This is a genomic window from Candidatus Neptunochlamydia sp. REUL1, assembly GCF_963457595.1.
Classification (GTDB): Bacteria; Chlamydiota; Chlamydiia; order Chlamydiales; family Simkaniaceae; genus Neptunichlamydia.
The window spans coordinates 1,750,309-1,770,184 of record NZ_OY735137.1 but is presented as its reverse complement, the minus strand read 5'-3'; the positions used below and the strand labels follow the sequence as shown (position 1 = coordinate 1,770,184).

Here is a 19,876-nt window from a genome sequence, read left to right as displayed (position 1 = left end):
TAAATTTTGAATTACGGAGAGTTATTTCATTTTTAAGAGATATTTTACAAGTGGAAAAACTAGGAATTTGATATACTTTCGTCCATGAAAGTCCTTGGAATTGAAACATCTTGCGATGAAACAGCTGTGGCTGTTGTCGAAGATGGAGTGAATATTTTAATTAACCTCATCGCATCACAGGCGGAGGTTCATCAACAATTTGGTGGAGTCTATCCAGAAGTTGCTTCCCGCCACCATATTGACCAATTGATTCCCCTAGTAGAACAGGCAATTCAGGGGCACGAAATCGATTTGATTGCTGTGGCAAATGGACCCGGATTAATGGGGGCTCTGCTCATAGGCGTGATCGGAGCTAAAGCCTTGGCCTATGGGTGGGGTAAGCCCCTTGTTGGGGTAAACCATGTTGAAGCCCATCTTTACTCTGCTATGATGGACGAGAAGCCCCGTTTCCCCGCCCTGGGAATCGTTGCTTCTGGAGGACATACATTCTTAGCAAAAATGACAAGCATCTGCGGTTACAAGATTCTAGGAACTACAGTAGACGATGCCGTTGGTGAAGCATTTGATAAAGTCGCAGCGCTCTTAGGATTCCCTTATCCTGGAGGACCCCATATTGAAAAACTTGCTTTGCATGGAGACGCATGCAAATACCCCTTCCGAGCAGGTCAGGTAAAAGGCCGCCCTATAGACTTTTCTTTTAGCGGCCTCAAAACAAACGTCCTATACACAGTAAAAGGAGCAAATTGTGACAAACGGGCTCCCTCGATAATCGCTGATGAGGAGAAAAAACACATTGCAGCAAGCTTTCAAGATGCAGCTCTTGGGGACATTGTGAATAAAGCCTTAAAAGCCGCCATTACCTTCGATTGTCAAGCGATATACTGTGGTGGAGGGGTTACTCAAAGCCAAAGACTCCGTGAGCTATTTGAAAAATCTCCTTATCCTGTCTTTTATCCTAAAAAGGGACTGAGTGTTGATAATGGGGCAATGATTGCAGGACTTGGCTTCCACCTCTATCAAAGGAAAAACTTTTCTAATGAAGTGCATGCCTATCCTCGCCTGAATATTTCATAAAGTCTAAAATATCTAGACTAGACTTTTTTCGTAAGATCGGTTAGGATTGTTGGGAACAAAGGAATTTGAACTATGGCAAAGAAAGGCGCACGCGAAAAGATTCGACTTAAGAGCACTGAGAGTGCTGAAACCTATTGGACTTTTAAAAATAAACGCAATACTCCTGACAGAATTGAGCTAAAAAAGTACGATAAAAACCTCAGACGCCACGTCGTTTTTAAAGAAGCCAAGTGATATTTGAATTTTCGATTGCTCGCAAGTACCTCATTCCAAGGAAGAGGCAGCTGTCGATGTCCTTAATTGCCCTCATGTCTGTTGGTGTAATCTCTCTTGTTGTTTGGCTTGTTCTTGTTTTCCTATCTGTCACAGACGGGATCGAAAAGAATTGGCTAAAAAAGCTCACATCCCTTAACGCTCCGATTCGAATCACACCTACAGAAGACTATTACCACTCCTATTACTATCAAGTCGATAGTATTAGCAACGCTTCCGATTACCGCTACAAGAGTATTGGAGAGAAAGCTTCAACGCTTCTGACGGACCCTTATGCTCCCGACGAAGATCAAGCCATCCCTCGCAGGTGGCCTGAAAAACTCAGCAATCAAGATGGTTCTCCAAAAGACTTGGTGAAGGAAGCCTTCGGGATCATTAATGACCTCCAACTTACTGCTCAGGATTACGAAGTATCAGGAGCAGTCCTAAAGCTGCGAATGATCCGCCCACAAGGAATTTTGTTTTCACAATCCCAAGAGCGCGGGCAAGGTTACTTAACTCAGGTATCATATATCTCCTCTTTCAGTGGCAAAAGCCCCCTACTTCCAACCCTTATTGAAACACCACGCATGGAAGATCTCAACCACCTCTTTTTCTTGGCTGATGTCTCGATGAATGGAGTCAGTGAAGACACTCCTGAAGAAGTTGAGCAAGTTTCAGTTTCCGAATTTCAATCCCGATTAGAATCTCTACTATCCAACTTGGAAATTCAGAGGATGAAAACAACCTCCCATAGATGGCAAGCCCTTGCAGTGCTACTACCCGAAGGGGAAGAATTCGATGTCTATGCTCCGATGAAAAATGGAATGATTAGCCAGATTGTTTTTCCTATGAAACCAAAAGAGGGAAACGGAAAAATTAAAAAGAGTCAAGGACGACTCCATTATGTAGGGAAAGACGGAAGTAGCCATACAGTGAGTTTTTCTGTTCCTATTTATCTTGAGGGAAGGATCTCAATGGAAGCAACTCTTTCCCCCTATGAAAAGAAAGGTGTGAAATCTCTGAGTGACTTTCGTTTTCATGTAAAGACACTCCTTCAAGGAAGAGAAATTGCAGGACAAATCCCCTGGGAGGGAATCGAAGTGGAGCATGCAAATATTGTAAGCCGCTTTGAAAGCACTCCACACGTCATGCCTCCATGGCCCTATTTCATTGGGAATGAAGCATACTTGCCTGATGGGGACACTCCTGCTGTTGTTCTCCCTAAACACTTTCAGAATAGCAAAGTGGAGCTGGGGGATGTTGGATATTTCTCATATGGAGCCGCAACTAGCAGCTCGGTGCAAGAACAACGCCTTCCCATGCGAGTTGTTGGTTTTTACGATCCCGGCGTGATGGCAATTGGCGCCAAAGTCATCTTAACGCAACCTGAGCTTGTTCACGCAATTAATGCTGCCTCCCAGTCTCTCTTTGACCCCAATATGGTGAATGGTATTCAAGTCTATTTAGATGAGCTAGGGAGTGCTAAAGAGATCAAAGAAAAGATAGACGCAGCCTTTCAAAAAGAAGGCCTTTCCCCTTATTGGAATATCACAACCTTTCATGAATACGACTTTGCTAAGGATCTTCTGCAGCAATTTCAAAGTGATAAGTACCTCTTTACCCTGATTGGAGGAATCGTCCTTATTGTTGCCTGTAGCAATATCATTTCTCTTCTTGTCATTTTGGTAAATGATAAGAAGAGAGAGATTGCAATCTTAAGCGCCATGGGAGCATCGAAAAAAAGTATCGCCCTCATCTTTACCCTGTGTGGTGGGATCATGGGAACCCTCAGCACGTTGATTGGAACGGGAGCAGCGATTCTCACTCTCCATAATATTGACAGCGTTGTCAGCTTTCTAAGCCTCTTACAGGGGCACGATGCATTCAATGTAGTCTTCTATGGAAAATCTCTGCCAAACCAATTAAGCAACCATGCACTGATTTTTATTCTAATCGCCACGCCTATCATTTCGTTACTTGCTGGGCTTGTTCCTGCAGTAAAGGCCACTAAACTTCACCCTTCACAAATCTTGAGGTCCGAATAATGGCAGTTCTGGTCGCAAAAGATTTAAAAAAGTCCTTTTTTCGTCCCCTAAAATGCGATATTTTAAAAGGAGTTTCACTCACGGTTAACCCTGGTGAAACTGTAGCAATAATGGGACCTTCCGGGGTTGGAAAAAGTACCTTACTGCACATATTAGGGACACTCGATCAGCCAAATGGGGGCAGTCTTGAGATCGCCGGACAAAATGCCCTTGGAGACCAGGGTGCTTTGCTTCGTAACCAACATATCGGATTTGTCTTTCAAAATTACAACCTTCTCGATGAATATTCAGTCCTAGAAAATGTCTTGATGCCAAGCCGCATCGGACGATTAGGAGGCAAAGAGGAGGAAGCGAAAAGCTTGCTTTTGGAAGTCGGTCTGGAATCTCATCTCCACCACCTAGCAAAGCAACTATCGGGCGGGGAAAAGCAACGAGCTGCTATTGCGCGTGCTCTTTGCAATAATCCCGATTTAATTCTTGCAGATGAACCTTCAGGCAATCTCGATGATACCAATTCTGATCGCATCCATGACATTTTAATCTCTAAAGCAAAAAGCCTTGGAAAGGGTCTCATTATTGTCACCCATAACCATGCTCTTGCAAAGCAGTGCGACTTTATCTATAATCTGCAGGGTGGAGTATTAGAATTAACGGAATCACCGCATGACTAAAATTATTGTTGTTGGTGTGGGCTACGTGGGCCTTGTCACAGGAACCTGTTTTGCTGAAATGGGACACAATGTCACATGCATTGATATCGATAAAAGCAAAATTGAAAAGCTAAAGAAAGGGACAATCCCCTTTTATGAGCCAGGGCTCAAGGAACTGGTCGAGCGCAACCAAAAGGAAAAACGCCTCGTATTCTCAACAGACTACGAAGAAGTCAAAGGCTCAGAGGCCTGCTTCATCGCAGTAGGCACTCCCGAGGGTGAAGAAGGAAGGGCAGACCTATCGCAGGTCGAAGCTGCAGCGATCTCCATAGCCCAAAAGCTCGAGGGATATGCTATCATCGTGAATAAATCAACAGTCCCTGTAGGAACAGTAAAGCGGTTAAAATTACTCATTGAAGATCACCTTATAAACAAGGTTCCTTTCGATGTAGTTTCATGCCCTGAGTTCCTGAAGGAAGGGTCTGCGATCGATGACTGCATGAAACCTGATCGCATTATCATTGGAAGCGATAGCGAAAAGGCAACCCGCATCTTGCAGCATTTATACTCCTCATTTACCGTCAACCATGACCGGGTTCTGGTGATGGATATCGAATCTGCAGAACTCACGAAATACGCTTCAAATGCGATGCTTGCCACGCGAATCTCCTTTATGAATGAGTTATCCTGGATGTGTGAAAAAGTCGGGGCCAATATCAATACGGTCCGAAAAGGGATGAGTGGTGACCACCGTATTGGATACCATTTTCTTTATGCTGGTGCAGGTTACGGAGGGTCATGCTTTCCAAAAGACATTCGGTCTTTAGCGGCTTTGGCACGAGACTTGAATTGCAAAACTCCCCTCTTGAGCGCTATTGAAGAGATCAACGAAAAACAAAAAAACCGCCTCTCAGAAAAAATCTCTGATTACTTTGCCAGTAAAGGAAATGTAAGAGGAAAAACAGTTGCAATATGGGGACTTTCGTTTAAGCCCAATACTGATGACATGCGAGATGCCCCAGCACTCACCCTCATCCACTCTCTAATCAAAAAAGGTGCCAACCTCCGCCTATATGACCCCATTGCTATGGGAAACGCAAAAAAGATCCTTGAAGATCAAGAAAAGATCCGCTTTTGTATAAGCGAATATCAAGCAGCACATAATGCCGATGCCATTGTCCTTGTAACAGAATGGAAGCAATTTCGATTTGTGAATTTAAAGACAATTTTGTCTAAGATGAGAGGAAATGCATTTTTCGATGGAAGGAACCAATACCATCCCAAAGAGATGGCAACAAAGGGATTTCGATACTTTGGTATGGGAGTTCCAGAAACTCAGACAGCTCTTTTAAATGAGCTCCGTTCCATCGGTACAAAAAAGGCCAGCCGGTATGACAGTAGTAGACTCGACCACGACTCTGCGCACACGCGTTAACGAGCGTCTCGAAAAGCTTCTTCCTAAACGGGAAGGACTTCATTTTCTTCTTTTTGAAGGGGCCCATTACTCCTTAATGCTTCCTGGAAAACGCCTACGTCCACTTCTTCTTCTAAGCCTTTTAAAAGATTATAATGTTCCTATTGAAAAGGGACTCGATGTCGCATGTGCTCTTGAAATGATCCATACCTACTCACTGATTCACGACGATCTCCCTTGCATGGATGATGATGACCTTCGCAGGGGTAAACCCTCTCTCCACAAAGTCTATGGTGAAGGAGCAGCCGTTCTTGTGGGAGATTTCCTCCTCACTTATGCTTTTGAAACCCTTGCTACCTGCGGAGCCTCGCAAGAAATCACCGCCATCATAGCAAAGGCTGCGGGAGGGCATGGAATGATTGGAGGCCAACTTGTCGATATTCTCTTCGAAGGAAAGGAGGTTGATTGGAATATCCTTCAGTTTATGTATCTTGGGAAAACAGCGGCTCTTTTTTCAGCTGCACTTGAATGTGGCTCACTCCTCAGCGGAGCTCCTCTCAAGGAACAGGAAGCACTCAAAAAATGTGGAGAACTCTATGGAGTTGCTTTCCAAATGCAAGATGATATTCTCGACGTCACCTCAGACACTTCCAAACTTGGCAAGCCTGCAAAAAGCGATATTGCAAAAGGCAAGTCTAATTGCATTACTTTATTTGGAAGGGAAAAAGCTGCAGAGATTGCTGCAGAATATAAAAGAAGTGCACTTGAGGTACTTCCTTCTAAGTGCCATCATACTCTAAAGGCAATCTCAAATATTTGAGAAGTGTAGGAATGGACTTTTGCAACATACGTCTTGAAGTTTCTTCATAGAAAGATTCCAAACGAAGATTATTTAACGATATTATCTAGTAGGATTCACGAGGAGCAGGAGTCGCCAAGTCTTTGTGGAGATGACTATACCCAAAAGGGGTGAGGTAGCAACTCACTTGCTTCCAGGGGAGCCAGTTAAAGTTCTTGCTGAAGATCAACCCCATTTGAAGGTCTCGTTTGATATAGCTTCGGGCACAAGGCATAGAAATACCATAAAGCCAAGCAATCTGTGTATAAGAAATAGTTACTGAGGGAATAAAAGCGATGAATCGCTTCATTTCTCTCTATGAAGCAAAGTACCCAAAGGCATGTAAATGCTTGACGAAAGATGAGGATCAGCTCTTCACTTTCTATGACTATCCAGCCCAGTATTGGCAGCACATTAGGGCGACAAACCCGATAGAATCAACCTTTGCAATGATTAGGCACCGGTCGAGACAAACAAAGGGATGTGGCTCTAGGATAGCGACGCTTTCAATGGTGTTTAAGCTCTCAATGTCAGCAGAATCCCATTGGAGAAAACTCCGTGGCAGTCAAATGATTTCAAAGGTCATGAATGGAGTCCAATTTAAGGACGGAGAAGAGTTAAAGAAAGTGGCTTAAAAATGAAGAAAACCAAGGATACGCTTAGACGCTCAGACACAACATTTGACAATATCTCTTTCTCAAACTCCAATAGCCCAAGCTTTATCAAATATTGTTGCTAGAGACAAGGCCACAGAATGGATCGAAAACGTTCTAGTCCCAGCCTTTAATAAGGTCCTGGGAATACCAGTCTAAATAAAGGAAGGGAGCACCCAAGGTGCTCCCTTCCTGTGTGTTGATAACACTTTATAGATTTATACGCGGATAACTTCCGGCTCTCTCACTCTATCTTTGAGTTTGAAGAATAGTGCTTGAAGGTTAGATCGATCAAAATCTTCTTTCTTATGCATACGGTAAGCCGTTGGCTCGAAGAAGTTCATTACAGGATCAACACCTTCGCGATTCATCCAAGCCTCTAGAATCTTAAGCTCTGAATCAGAGAAATTAGTATAGCCTGATGCCAGCTTAAGAATGGCTCTTGCTTGATTAATAACATGAGTATTGATATTACGCTCTGTCATCTCATTGTGTCCTGTTGCAACAATTGCTCCAGAGATATTATCAACAAGAGCTAGCTTAACCCCTTCTTCATGAATTCCCTTCTCTCGATCTTCTTTAAGTTTTCTGCGCCAAAAATCAGCTTCCTTCTGGTCTATAAGGAGGATCTTCTGCACGGGGCCGTCTTGAACAACAAGGAACTCAAAAATGGGCTTTTGACGTGGGCCAAAAGGCTCAACAACTCTACTTCTAAATGAAGAGGTGAATACCTTAAACATGTTCCAAGAACAGCAGATTGAAGAAGGGAGCGTATCTGCAAAATCTCTTACTGCACCATCTGAAGCTAATCTGAGCCCTTTTTTAAGCTCAAATAATGGAGGTGTATAGCCTCTCCAGCTACTTCCAATGGGAAAACTATAGCTCTCTAGTTCTATCATGTTAAACCACTGACCCAAATTCGTAGGAGTAAGCCATTCGGACCAGCTGATATCAGTATCTGGAGCCACTCGGTGAGGATCTTCAAGACCTGCTTGTGCTAAGTTATTGACATTATCAATCTCTTGCTCCTGTTCTTCGTCCTCAGCCTCAGCAACAGCTTGAACCTGAACGGTTCTTCCCATTGATTCAAGAACTTCAACAGAAAGCCCCTCCGTTGATTGAAATGCATGGACTCTTTCTTCCGCAATCGGTGAAGCTTCTCTCCTTGCAATTACAGTTAAAACGCCTACCATTGCTTCATATTCAATTTGTGTAAAATGTCGGTTATGTATGGCTTGCAACACTGTTTTTTGAATCATTGTAAGAGGGTTCTCCTTCAATGCTTCTTCAGAGTCAAAGAATGCAGCAACGGTTGTCTCAATATCTATATCAAGGAATTGAGCAAAACGCGACAGAATTTGTCTATTATGCGTATCATTTCCATCAATAAATTCCGCACGAATTCTTGTTTTCACTGTTTCATACATTTCTACCGCAAGCTTAAATCGATCCCCCTCGATAACTGCTACAAGTTTAGCATTCAACTGGAGTATTTCTTCTTTGCTAAACACTCCTTTATCAGCGAGCTTTTTCAAAAGCCTATCTCGGATTGCCTTTAGAACAACCTTGCGGTCCTCAGTCACCCTAAGTAGGCCAAAGAGCTCAACTGGATTATCGGACACCGTAGAAACTAAAATCTCTTCAAAAGCCCTTACAACTTTACAGGTTGCATCCGCGTCCTTAGCTTCAAGTGCTTTTTGAATAACCGCCTGTTTAACAAGTCCCTCAAGCTTTTGACTATCGATAAAGAATTTACGTTTCTTCTTAGCGACTCTTCCATTCGTCCTGAGGAAAACTGAAACTTCTCGGATGTTTGGAGTTCTATCCTCACCAATTGCCTGATCTCTGACATGTCTTGTCATAGCAACAATCTGTGAGTGTCCTTCAGACTCTATTCCACGGTCACGGTATTCAGCCTGGTCAGCTTCTTTTTCAAAGGTTGTGGTTTCTCCAACTGTTAAGAGGCTCACCACCTCACCAGTTTTCTTTCCCTTAACATCTGCAGCATACGTATGAGGCTCATCAAAATAAGTTACATACTCATGAGGCTGAATTCTACTCTCACTCAGCGGTCTGATCCCCGCTTCTGTCAAAATCATCGCTGTTGCATTCAGATAGAATACAACACCTTTTATCTCGGTGCGAACTTCTTGGATCCCTGCCCAAATTCTTGTAGCAACTTCCTCTGTTGTTAAACCATTGACCGTTGCTCCACGATCAATAAAATTCATGTTACTGGAACTCTGATTGAAAAACCCTTGAATCACATCGGTTTCAAGAACTTCTACAGGATCGCTTTTCGTGAAAACTCTTAGATCCCCTTTGGTGCGCTTTTCAAAGGTGTGCAAACTTTGCCCCAAAATCCCTTCGCGCGCAATAATTCTTGTTCCATCTGGCAGAAGCTCAGGTTCAGGTGTTCCTGTATGTGTGCGAATTTTTGCAAATATATTGATCAAATCTTGCCCATTGCTCTCTAGGATTGTTGGGTAATACTTGATCTCAGCACGAATATAGTTTCGAACATAGGCAAGCGTTAAAGCGTCACTCGCTCTGAGCTGCTCAATAACCTCAGCACTTACCTCTTCCCCAATATCGCTGAGTCTCACTCCTGGACATAAAACTGTTCTGAAGTGTATTGCCGTATCCGTTAGCTCGAAAGCAACTCCCTTTTTCTTTGCCTCGTTTTCTGCTTTTACTTTTAGATAATCTTGAACCATTTTAATGACTTGTCCATCTGATAGGCGATCTCGCAGGTAAAGACACGCCGTTTTACAAAATGTCTCAAATGGTGAAAGGAAGTCGGCCTCATCTACGGTATTCACATTTCCTTCACTTGGCTTCACATACTCAACACCTGTATCCGACGAGGCTAGGTGAAAGTGCTTATGAATAATTCTTTCAAGTGTCTTTGGCAGCACAATCATCAAAGCTCCGCGTATCAGTGCGATTTGCTTAAATTGAGGATGACGAATGGCACTTTCAGGAATCGTTTCAGACCGGCCACATAAATAAGCCGCAATTGCTTCTCTATCTTCCAGAGGGATCTCAAATTTTCTAAGAGCTACAAGTTTAGCCGCAATGACTGGTGCCACATGCTCTTCAAATACACTTGCTTCAAGCCTTTTAGGCTCTCTGTCTTTAATCATGACATACTCAGCAATTTCAGGGATGCTCACAAGCTGGAGCATTACCTCTTCCAAACACTCTGCATATTCCATTTTAAGTGTCTTTCGTTTTCCTAAGGGGAAGTTAAGCTCTTTGTCTTCACGGGCCGCTTCATGAATTTCATCAATATTTCCAATTCCCTGCGTTCGAAGAGCAAGAAGAACTTCCTTATAGAGGTCAATTCGCTTATCATATTCGGCTTTTTTGAGCCTAAATTTTTCATCGAGATCGAGCCCTTCATCCAAAAAACGAAGAAGGAGCGATTGTAGATCTTCTTGCGTCACATTAATCTGCTCTCTCTTTTTCAATACTGCAGCAAAGACCTTTGCGAGAGCCCATAAACGCTCACTATCCCAATTTCTTCTTCTATCGACTACAAATGCATTAACTCCTTGTCCATAGACTCCATGAGCATTTTGATCCATCATCTCGAGACTTTGTCCCTTAACCGACTTAGGCCAAACGTTAACAACAAGAGCGTCTCGACCATCTGCCGCCGCATAGTCAGAACCTGGGATCACAGCACTACTCTTTCCATCACCCATAATCATCACATTCATCAAGTTACTGCTGCCCTGAAGAATCATCCTATCTAAATGGCTTGCCTGAACTTTCCATAGCATTTTTCCAGTGCGTGCCTCGTAAGCGACTTTCGTTTTCAAAAGTCTTTCAGGTTCATCTTCTCTTACTTGATATGTTCTCTCTCTTAAAAGTTCTGATGCAAGCGAAGCAATTCCTTCTTCTAGAGCCGCACTATTGACTTTCTCAAAGAGAATATTGAAACGAGAAAGCGTCATTAGATAGAGATAAACCTTCTCTTTGATAAGAGGAATATGCTCTTTGCTCGTTTCAGAACGGTTGAGAAGAATCGCATTATCTTCAGTCAAGAACCATTGAAGAATATCATTAAACGTAAGAGGCTTATTTCGAACCTTTGTCTTCTCAAGACGACTTAGTGTGCGCTCGACCGCGTCATCACTGGTAAGCTTCTCTTGATTGGCAAAATCTACAATTGCTTTCTGCTCTTTTTCTAAAACAGAGGTAACCTCTTGTTTAAGCCTACGAATCGCATGGATAAATTCCTCTACCGATCTCCCTTCTCTAAGAGTAAAGGTATGAACCACTACTGGCTCCCTTCTATAGTATTCAGCCAGGGCATCATTAAACTCTTCAAAGCCTTGTCGAATAGCTTCATCATCCAGCCCTTCAAAATTAAAGCGTGGAACCTCTTCCCTTGCTGGATTTGGGGTTGTGACGACAGTACAATACTCTTCTAGAAGTTCTCTCATAGCAGTTGTGATCAAGTGTTCCCTCTGACCAAGAACCTGCGCTAACTCAGCGCTTACCTTTTCAGGCTCTTGCCTTGGCGCTTCATTTTCCATCATGACGTCGTACTCTTGCTTCCAAACCCTAGAAATCCCGCGAGCTAAACGCTCTTCAACCCCCACAAAACCAGGAGTTAAAACACGTTTAAGGACAAATGTCGCTGGCCTAGTCACTAAGCCCGTTAAGCCTAGAGCAAAAAAGCCAACTTTCTTTGTTACACCCCAAGCATTTTCAAGAGTTACAGCTTTTCCTATGGTGGCCATTCCTAACATGACTCTCGACTTGTTCACAAATCTGTACATCATTGCATTAAATGGCTCTTGTGCACCAAGGTCTCGCCTACCTAAGAGTTCTTCTATATGTGCAATTTCTCTCGTATAGGGGTTATACAAAACCATTTCAGAAGGATTGCTAAACATCTCACATGTCTTTCCCTCTCTTTGGCACTCTTCACGATGAGAAATCCAAACACTGAGCTCCCTACTCTGAATAGCCTTAAGCCTCTCTTGAAGCACAACCCGAGCCCCCTCTGCTCGCAGAGCTACCCCTCTTCCGATTCCCTGTTTAGCTCTACCTAAAGCAGCCTCTCTCACCGCAGCATCACCCTCTTGAACACATGGAGCATTCAGACGTCTCAGTTCTTCTTCTTCCACAACAGCCTGAACTTCTACAGCTTCTCTTACTGCAGCCTCTCCCGCCTGAACAGCTAAGAGTTCTATACGTATCCGGTCAGCTGTTGGAAACTCTCCAAAAAACCTTGTTGAAGCCCAGGAAGATACACCTTTGCTCACTCGATCAAGAAGATCATAAAAAAGAGCATATTTTGGTGGGAAATTCCCCATTAAAAGGGGGAAATTCTTCATAAACTCGGCCCTTTTCAATCGGAAAAGCTCTACCTTTTCGGGGCTATCTTTCCATTCAGGAGGCATCTCATTTGATGCTAAAGCATAGTAATGAACAAACTCTGAAAGCAAAAGCTTAGGCCCCATTGTGATTGGAGATAGGGGAAGATTTTCCAGTGTATAGGTGGGCATTGACAGTTCCATGGCATAATCAACAGTCAGTGGCTTTGAAAGAGAACTTTGAACAGCACCTCTTACAATAGAATTGATTTGCCCAAAGAAACCTCTGCGCTTTGGTTCTCCCAAAAATCTTGTGTAAGGGTTTGTTCTATCATACCAAAAAGCTTCAAACATGAAACGATCTGCACGAGACCTCCAAATCCCAGGTTCATTGTATTTAGCACGGAGATAGTGGAGCCTTCGAACGAGCGTTGGAGGCATAAGAACCTCAGAGGTGTAATCCCCCTGAAACTTCCCTAAAACCCCTTGCCAATCTTCTTCCAAACCCCAAGATTTTGCATCAAAAATTTCCTTCGCTGCTCGTGTCAGCGTCTTAAAAATAAATAGCTCATCCTCAGGAGTTAAATACTGCCTTCCACCAAATTTTAAGTCATCGAGGTACATTACATATTTTTCCTGCAGAACCAATGCTCTCATAACCTGAAGACGATCAAGCTTTTTGCCACTTTCTGTGACAACTTCCCGACCTTCCACTGGAGCCTTTTCAGAGTCTGTTGGCATCTGTACCAGATAGTTCTTTTCTCGAATTGCAGCAAGGCGAAGAGCTAGCTCCGTTGCTAAAGGTTCAGGAGAGGAGCCCAGTAAAAGGACCAATCGATCGATATAGTTCAATGCATCTTCTGTAAAGGGATACTGATTTCCAAACGTTTCAAGTCGATCAAAATAGTGCTTAGCTGTTTCAATATCCCCGCTACAAAAGTGGTAATATGCCAGGTAAGTCATCATGTTAGGATCTTTTGAAGAGAGCTCCCCATCTTCATCAAAGTTCGTCGTAAAATATTGAGCTTTATCCCAACCAACTCTTCTATATCCGCCATCAATAATCGTTCGAGTAGCCTGAGCTCCAATATCATTATGGCCAGCTAGATCCTGATCAATCTGCCCAAAAATATGTTTATCGTAGCCTTCAACTGCTTGGGTGTTGATAAGCTCATCGATCATCGGAGAAGTCTTTGTCTTCGCCACATTATTCACGACAAACTTTAAGAATACCGTTGCAAATGGGAGGCTCTTAAGGATAACCTTTTCGGCTCCTGCTTCGTTGCGAAGAATAATGGCATGAGGGTAAGCGTAAAGACGCGCATCTTCCTGACGTTTACAGAGGACATACCCTCTTGTTCCTTCGCTCATTGAAACAGCTTGAAGTGTTCCATCGTCCTTTTCAACAATTTTGAATTCAAGATTTAGTGGCTTCAACTTCACATACGTCAAACGATCTCTTGCAGGTCTCCCCTCAACAGCCGGCTCCGACTGACTATAAGCCTCAATTTCATCAAGCTTCACAAACCAATTAAGCAACGTCAACTCGTGCTTTTGTTGACTCAGGTCAACAGCCTGATGCCACTCGCCATTCTTAAAATGCTCTCGTTTGGTTACTGTTGCGCCGTCACCGGATCTTGTGAAACGCGCAATCAATTCTCCATCTCTATAAACAAAGATCTTTGACTGATTAACAAAAATAAGATCCTTTGGTTCAAAAGTAAATGGAGAAAAGCCCCAGTTAATCGTAATTTCTTCCTGAGAACAGTATGTTGCAATTTCCTCTTCAATGACCTTTGAAATTATGAAGCGACGCTGAACAGGATGCCATTGAATCGCTATCTCAAGATCTGGGTATTCAAAGGTGTTATTACCTCTAAATTGCCACTCGCCAAGATCTTCTTTTCCAAAAATTTTTCGAAGCTCTTCTTCCCCTTTTTCCCTCAAAAAAACCGACGCATGACCATAAATTGTTTTTAGAGCAAGATTAACTTCTAGTCCCTTTTCAACGTTTCTAAAGACAGGAAAGTTTCCTTTCCAAACGCCAAGCTCTTCACCTAAATTGATTCCAGCGTCAGCAAAGAGTTGGTCTAATAGCTCATCTCGAAGCTTTGTTCCAACAAGATCGCTCGCGAAATCGCAATATTCCCTCAAATGATTCGCCCATTTGAAAACAACGCCTTTGGCTTCTCTAAAAAGCCCCTGTGTCTGGAATTCTACATACTGTTGCCCTTGATAAAATGCAAACCTACCGATGTCTTCAAGAGCCTGATCTTGAGCTTCATCACCTAGGGCTCTTAAATCGAGATTCATATAAGAAACCGCAAGCGTCGTAAGCGCTAAGTGGACCCCACTCATCTTTCCAGCTTCACCGACATTAATCACGCGTTGCTTTTCAGGAAGCGCTTGATAAGCAGGGATAATGCATTCTCGAATCTCCCAAGCAAAATCTGGAAAGTAAGGTTTAATGGTTTTGTCATGAGAAATGAAGAACCCTTCGAGCTCAATTCCCATTCTTGTCATGAAAAGAGCTGTTTCTAAATCACCAATCCTCTTGAAATGGTCAATTGTATCGACAAAAAATTCACCAACATACCTTCCTACTGCCACACGCTCTTTTGCTTGAGATTCCAGGGCAACTAAGTTTTGGCATAATAAATCGAAGAGAACACGGAACTCAGGATGGCGCAGACGATCCTTGCGATAGCTAAAGATCCCAAGTGCTCTGATGAGGCGGTCTTTATCATAAGACTGGACCATATCAAGAATCCGTTTTTCCTCAAGGGTCAGTAGACTCATCTCATCTACTGTTTGAATCGCTTCAATCACCGATGTTTGATCAACACGCTTTACACCAAACGTTTCTTCTTGATACCTAGTCTGTTCTCGTTGAGATGCACCCACTGTATGTTCTATCCCGGTGCCATGGACTGAACGACCAATGGTACGATCTCTAATCGCTTCTAATCTCTCATCCTGTTTTGCCAGTATTGCAAGATTTCCTCGAAGTAATTGAGCCTGAAATGCCCCCAAAGTTGCAGTATGATAAGCTTTGCTAGCAAAAGCCTTTATTCTACCAAAAATACTCGTTGGAATCATTTCTGGGACTTTAACTTTAGGAATGCTAAGCCCCCTTATAATCGGATTATCTTGAAGGAACGTTTCGTCAAGTCCCGTATCAAATATAGCTCTTGAAGAACACATGAGATGAGCAGTCCGCAGAATGTAGTACTCTCGGGGAAGAATTCCTTTTCTTAGATCGTACTTGCTTGTGCTATCTATCAATGCACCTCTGTTGGTATAAGGAGCATCAAGCATCGGAGGATCGCAAAACAGCATCAGTTGTTTATCCATGCTGCTCGCTCTATCACCAAGGTCATGGGCTCTTAATCGCTCTTGTATTTCAGGCCTTTGCAAAAGCTCTCTAAAGTAGGCATTTTCTACACTAAAATACTGTTGATAAGGAGTTACCGTTATTTTATCTCCTTTGCTATTAAAAGCTTTTCCCGCCTGGGTTGTCCGATATAACCCCTCACCAATCACACCTAGTGCAACAATTTCCCAACTAAGTAAAGCAACAGGAGCTGCTGCCAACATTGTAGATTTAGAAATTTCCGAACGAGGTTCACCGGCATAGTTAAAATGCGCAGTCGCGAATTTACATCGGACTTCTTCAGGAGTTAACCTTTCACCTAATTCAAAGTCGAAGTATCCACAAACTGCTCGAAGCTGCTGCAAAGATTTTTCATGAGTAACTTTTAGTCCTGCTTTCTGCGTAAAGTGGAAAAGATCTTCACCGTTTGCTACATGAGAAGCATCGAGACCCGAATTATTAGACCTTTTGGCGAAACTATCAATGATCGCATAGAGAGAGTATAAGCTGATGACTGTTTCTGTACGATGCTGAGGATTTTTTTGAGTGTTCTGAGAAGCTTCATAAAGAGAAACTAAAAGATGATTAAGTTTTTCGATGACAACAGGGATTTCTGCTTGAATATGAGCTTCAGCTTGTGCTTTTAGCCGCAGCGCTTCAGCAGATTGAGACTCTGATAGAGCAGCTGCCTTTTCAATTAAGGCAGCTGCCTCAGCAGAAATACAACCCCATACATTGTCTCTAGAGTTATGTGCATCAGGAATGGGAAGATTTCTAATTTGCTCATTTAAGTAGATTAGATCGTAATGTTCCTCAGCCCCAAAGCGATCGCGCAACGTTTGTACGTGTCCAATCCAACCATCCAGGGTTTTTGCATAATTTTCTGCTGTAAGTGTGACTGCTTCAGGCTTGGGAACTGCGTCTTCAAATAATGGTGTAACTTCATGGGCAGCAAAAACTGCCAGCGCAGGTCCCTGGATAGGATTCAACTCAACTGCATCATGATTCCCTTGAGATGATGCAACTTTATAACCCAGTTCTCCCTTCCGCAAGATTTCCTGCTGCATTTGCTTAGCCAACGTGCGAATACTGTTTTTGTCTTCATCCTTGATGACTTTCTGGAGGATCTGTTTAAATCCATGCATTAGGAGGCGGTTGAAGACGTACCAACTAACCTGTGTTGATAGGTGGTAGATCGCAGCAACAGACTCGTAGACATCTTTAGGAAGCGTTTTGGCAAACACTTGAGGCCCAAATAAGGTCATAGCCATTCCTAAATAGAATGAGCTAAAAGGGAGCTTTTCCTTCAGGTTAGGGTAATATTTCTCAATCGTTGTAGCAATCGTTTTTGCAGAAAGCGTTACCCGATAAACGGAGAAGAGAATCATCATCATTTTTGCATAAAACTTCACAAGTTGCAGGATTGAAAGACGATTCATTTTGATATACTCGATCTTCTTCTTAACTGCCTCAATCTTGAAGATATCTTGCCAGTCTAGAACTTCGGCTTCCTTAACTGTACTGGATGTAACAAGCTCAGGAAGAATCTCATTGAGAGCCGCATCAAAAATCTCCTCGCAATCGTCACCGGCAGCCGCCAGGAAAGCTTCTTTGAGAACTTCTAGATAAGAGGGGTCTGCGCCAGAAGCTAGCAAGAGAGCCTTCAGATGATCCTGCATTCCTGGAGGAATGACAATTCCCCCATTACGCTCCTTAACCCGATGCTCTTCAGCTCTGTGCATTTCACGTTCAATTTCCCAAAGCGTCGCATAGATCTGTTGAAGTTTGTGATTGGAGATAACCTCGTCATTGTGAAGAAGAATCGCTTCCTTGGAAATATGGTCGATTGCAATACGCATTTCATTTCTTAGTTCCCGGCTTTTCTTTAAACCATCAAATGTGCCGAATGCTTTCCAATAATCAATAAAAGCATGCCAGGATAAATCAAAGGAATGCTCTGCATGGAAGGATGAAATATCTCTACTCTGATGATTGAAGAGGTAAAGGTACATCAGAGATAAAGGCCCTCGATCCTCAACAACACGGTGAGGCATAATTTCACTGATATCGCTTGCAACTTTTGGTGTTCCTAAATACCAAGTGAGTCCAGAAACAACATGCTCTACTGAGAAGGAGTGCACTCCTTCCTTGTATTTTGGGCGATATTCATAATCAACAAGGAGATGAAAAAACTCTTGAGTGAGCTTTTCTGCAGCAACATTTTCAAAAACAAGAGGAACTTGAAGCCCCGTTTTTTCATCAATCTGTATTTCCTCAAAAGCCTCAGCAGAAAGTCCATTTGCAAAAAGTTTAACCGTGAAGGTTCCATCAGAATTTTCAACAATGTCAATCCAAAATGGCTTTTCAATATTTGGAATTAGCCCTAGAGACGTTAGTGCCGCATTTGCCGAAGATGGGAGAAACTGAGTCACACCTTGAACAACATCATCCAACTTCTCTGTAAAAAGCGCGCGGATACTCACTAAAGACTCCCCAACAGCTCTTTCAAGAACCTCTTCAAACCCTTGACCAGCAATTTTGTCAAATAGCTTTTCTATTCCTCTTTCTTCACCAATTGTTTCCGTGCGGACCCCGCAGAAAACTTCTCGCGCATCTTCCCTCAAACTGTGAACGATTTCTGCTGTCAGCTGCTCGGGCATTTGCTCATTTAAAACCCCTTCCAACTTTCCAAAAGACTGTCCAACCCATTTTTCAAAAAGAGCAACAGGATCTAGTGCAACAGGATCTCCTGGGTAGGCTAGTTGATGCTCTTCAGTGAGCCTCCGAACCGTCTCTTTTCCCAAAAACTCCATAATCATTGGACCCATCTTTTTGATGACATTCGCTTTGGCCATTTGACCAATCACCTTAGGGTCTTTTTCAGAAAGGAGAGCCTTTATCTCAGGAGGAATGTGATCTTCCAATCCAGGAACATTGACAACACCACTCACCCCAACAGACGATGTTCCCGCCTTTCCCATGTATACAAGATGCTTGCCCTTGCGGGTATTTCCAAGCATAGCAGAGAGATGTTCTGCAGTGTCCTCAACGAACTGAGGCATATCTTCCGATTCAAGAGCTCTAGTAGCTCCATCGGTAATCATTTCACGAACGCCTTGCGCGTCTCTTAGTGCTTTAGCAGCATCTTCCCTTAGATCAATTTCTCCTCGAATAGCAGGGTGCTCTTCGCTTTCAACTTGACCCCTTCGAAATGCGGTTTCCTGCTCTCTCAGCCCAGTCGTTCTTTCTCTTATTGCCTCGGATTCTTTTCTTTTCTCAAGAGCTTCGTGTCTTTTTGCTGCAGCCTCTTCTCGTTGATCGGCTTCCTCCAGCTCTATAGATTCTTGCTCCAAAGCTGTCGCCTTTTTGTCTAAAAGACCAGCACCTTGTTCAGCTCGAGCAATAATTTCATCAATCCGAGAATTTTCTTCCCTTCTGGAGACAGCAATAGAATAATCAAGAATCTCGTCGAAAGAAGCCTCTTGATCTCTGTGGCGTTTATGCAAAATGGCTCGAAAAACTTCACGAGAAACAGGAATATGACCTTCTTCAGATATTAAGAAACGTTCTAAAATATTCCTAGCTGCCTCAGATGTCAATAGCGTCTCTAAACTCTTTCTAGCTACCTCAGATCTTAATAAAACCTCTACGCTGGATCTAGCGCCTATCGAGGATAACAATTCTCTTAGTGCCAGTCTCACAGCATCAGATGATAATAATTCATCTAAATTTGTGACACCTCTTGCAGATGCTGATAAATTCCTTAACACCCTTCTCAAATCTGGGGAAGTTAATAAACCACTTTCTTGCGAGAAAGAACTTGCTTGTGCGGAAACGAATAACTCTCTTAAATGCTTCTGAGTTGAGATATGAGCGAAGGACAGATCACGAGTAGTCTCTTCATTTTCCCCAACTCTAGTAAAAGCAAATGACAATTCTTCTAAACAAGTTTTTAAGCGAGCAATCGCTTCAGTTTCAGGAAATAGTCCTTCGGGAAAATACTTTTGAAAAAGATCGTGTAAACGCTTAACATTTGGGTTAAATGAAAAAACATGCTTAGCTCGATTAAACTCATAATTGATGAGTCCCCCAGCTTTTTGAACCATCGAAATGAGAGTCGTTTGCATTGCATTCAACCTGTCCATCGGTAGAAATCTATGCAACATCTCATTGTTTTGATTTGGATTAACCTCAAGCGTCATAATTAACAACCTTCTTAATTTTAACGGTATTATAATAAA

General features: G+C 42.9%; 8 protein-coding genes and 1 pseudogene. 7 read left to right on the top strand and 2 right to left on the bottom strand.

Annotated elements, in window-relative coordinates; all coding sequences use genetic code 11:
• The first annotated feature begins 84 nt into the window (after positions 1 to 84).
• From tsaD to R2I63_RS09410, 6 genes are all read left to right on the top strand, one after another.
• Entirely contained in the window at positions 85 to 1,074 is a 990-nt protein-coding gene (gene tsaD / locus R2I63_RS09435; RefSeq protein ID WP_316357179.1) for a tRNA (adenosine(37)-N6)-threonylcarbamoyltransferase complex transferase subunit TsaD, read from the top strand.
• A 72-nt stretch (positions 1,075 to 1,146) separates the two neighbouring features.
• Positions 1,147 to 1,308 carry a 50S ribosomal protein L33 gene (rpmG, locus tag R2I63_RS09430; protein WP_316357177.1) on the top strand — a complete coding sequence of 54 codons (162 nt, stop codon included), beginning with the start codon at positions 1,147 to 1,149 and terminating at the stop codon, positions 1,306 to 1,308.
• Positions 1,309 to 1,364: 56 nt separating this feature from the next.
• Entirely contained in the window at positions 1,365 to 3,374 is a 2,010-nt protein-coding gene (locus R2I63_RS09425) for an ABC transporter permease (RefSeq protein ID WP_316357175.1), read from the top strand.
• Positions 3,374 to 4,045 (top strand): ABC transporter ATP-binding protein, encoded by a 672-nt coding sequence (locus R2I63_RS09420; protein WP_316357172.1) that lies wholly within the window; start codon positions 3,374 to 3,376, stop codon positions 4,043 to 4,045. Before R2I63_RS09425 ends, R2I63_RS09420 begins: the two co-directional genes overlap by 1 nt.
• Positions 4,038 to 5,459, top strand: a complete 1,422-nt coding sequence (locus tag R2I63_RS09415) for a UDP-glucose dehydrogenase family protein (RefSeq protein ID WP_316357170.1) — start codon at positions 4,038 to 4,040, stop codon at positions 5,457 to 5,459. The genes R2I63_RS09420 and R2I63_RS09415 overlap by 8 nt, the downstream gene beginning before the upstream one ends.
• A complete protein-coding gene (locus R2I63_RS09410) occupies positions 5,416 to 6,258 on the top strand; it encodes a polyprenyl synthetase family protein (protein ID WP_316357168.1) in 843 nt (280 codons plus the stop codon). Before R2I63_RS09415 ends, R2I63_RS09410 begins: the two co-directional genes overlap by 44 nt.
• A gap of 85 nt (positions 6,259 to 6,343) precedes the next feature.
• Here the strand turns inward: R2I63_RS09410 and R2I63_RS09405 are convergent, their stop codons facing one another.
• The gene (locus R2I63_RS09405) at positions 6,344 to 6,586 is read right to left on the bottom strand and encodes a hypothetical protein (RefSeq protein WP_316357166.1); all 243 of its coding nucleotides are present in this window, start codon (positions 6,584 to 6,586) and stop codon (positions 6,344 to 6,346) included.
• A gap of 7 nt (positions 6,587 to 6,593) precedes the next feature.
• On the opposite strand from R2I63_RS09405, the pseudogene R2I63_RS09400 reads away from it, so the two are divergent.
• Positions 6,594 to 6,911, top strand: a pseudogene (locus R2I63_RS09400) (transposase); the annotation flags it as partial.
• 236 nt (positions 6,912 to 7,147) lie between these two features.
• On the opposite strand, the gene R2I63_RS09395 reads toward R2I63_RS09400, so the two are convergent.
• Positions 7,148 to 19,837 carry a DUF3638 domain-containing protein gene (locus R2I63_RS09395; protein WP_316357164.1) on the bottom strand — a complete coding sequence of 4,230 codons (12,690 nt, stop codon included), beginning with the start codon at positions 19,835 to 19,837 and terminating at the stop codon, positions 7,148 to 7,150.
• Positions 19,838 to 19,876 lie beyond the last annotated feature (39 nt).

Coding starts and splice junctions, on each gene's coding strand:
- tsaD (WP_316357179.1), top strand. CDS start 85: ATGAAAGTCCTTGGAATTGAAACATCTTGCGATGAAACAGCTGTGGCT.
- rpmG (WP_316357177.1), top strand. CDS start 1,147: ATGGCAAAGAAAGGCGCACGCGAAAAGATTCGACTTAAGAGCACTGAG.
- R2I63_RS09425 (WP_316357175.1), top strand. CDS start 1,365: ATGTCCTTAATTGCCCTCATGTCTGTTGGTGTAATCTCTCTTGTTGTT.
- R2I63_RS09420 (WP_316357172.1), top strand. CDS start 3,374: ATGGCAGTTCTGGTCGCAAAAGATTTAAAAAAGTCCTTTTTTCGTCCC.
- R2I63_RS09415 (WP_316357170.1), top strand. CDS start 4,038: ATGACTAAAATTATTGTTGTTGGTGTGGGCTACGTGGGCCTTGTCACA.
- R2I63_RS09410 (WP_316357168.1), top strand. CDS start 5,416: ATGACAGTAGTAGACTCGACCACGACTCTGCGCACACGCGTTAACGAG.
- R2I63_RS09405 (WP_316357166.1), bottom strand. CDS start 6,586: ATGAAGCGATTCATCGCTTTTATTCCCTCAGTAACTATTTCTTATACA.
- R2I63_RS09395 (WP_316357164.1), bottom strand. CDS start 19,837: ATGACGCTTGAGGTTAATCCAAATCAAAACAATGAGATGTTGCATAGA.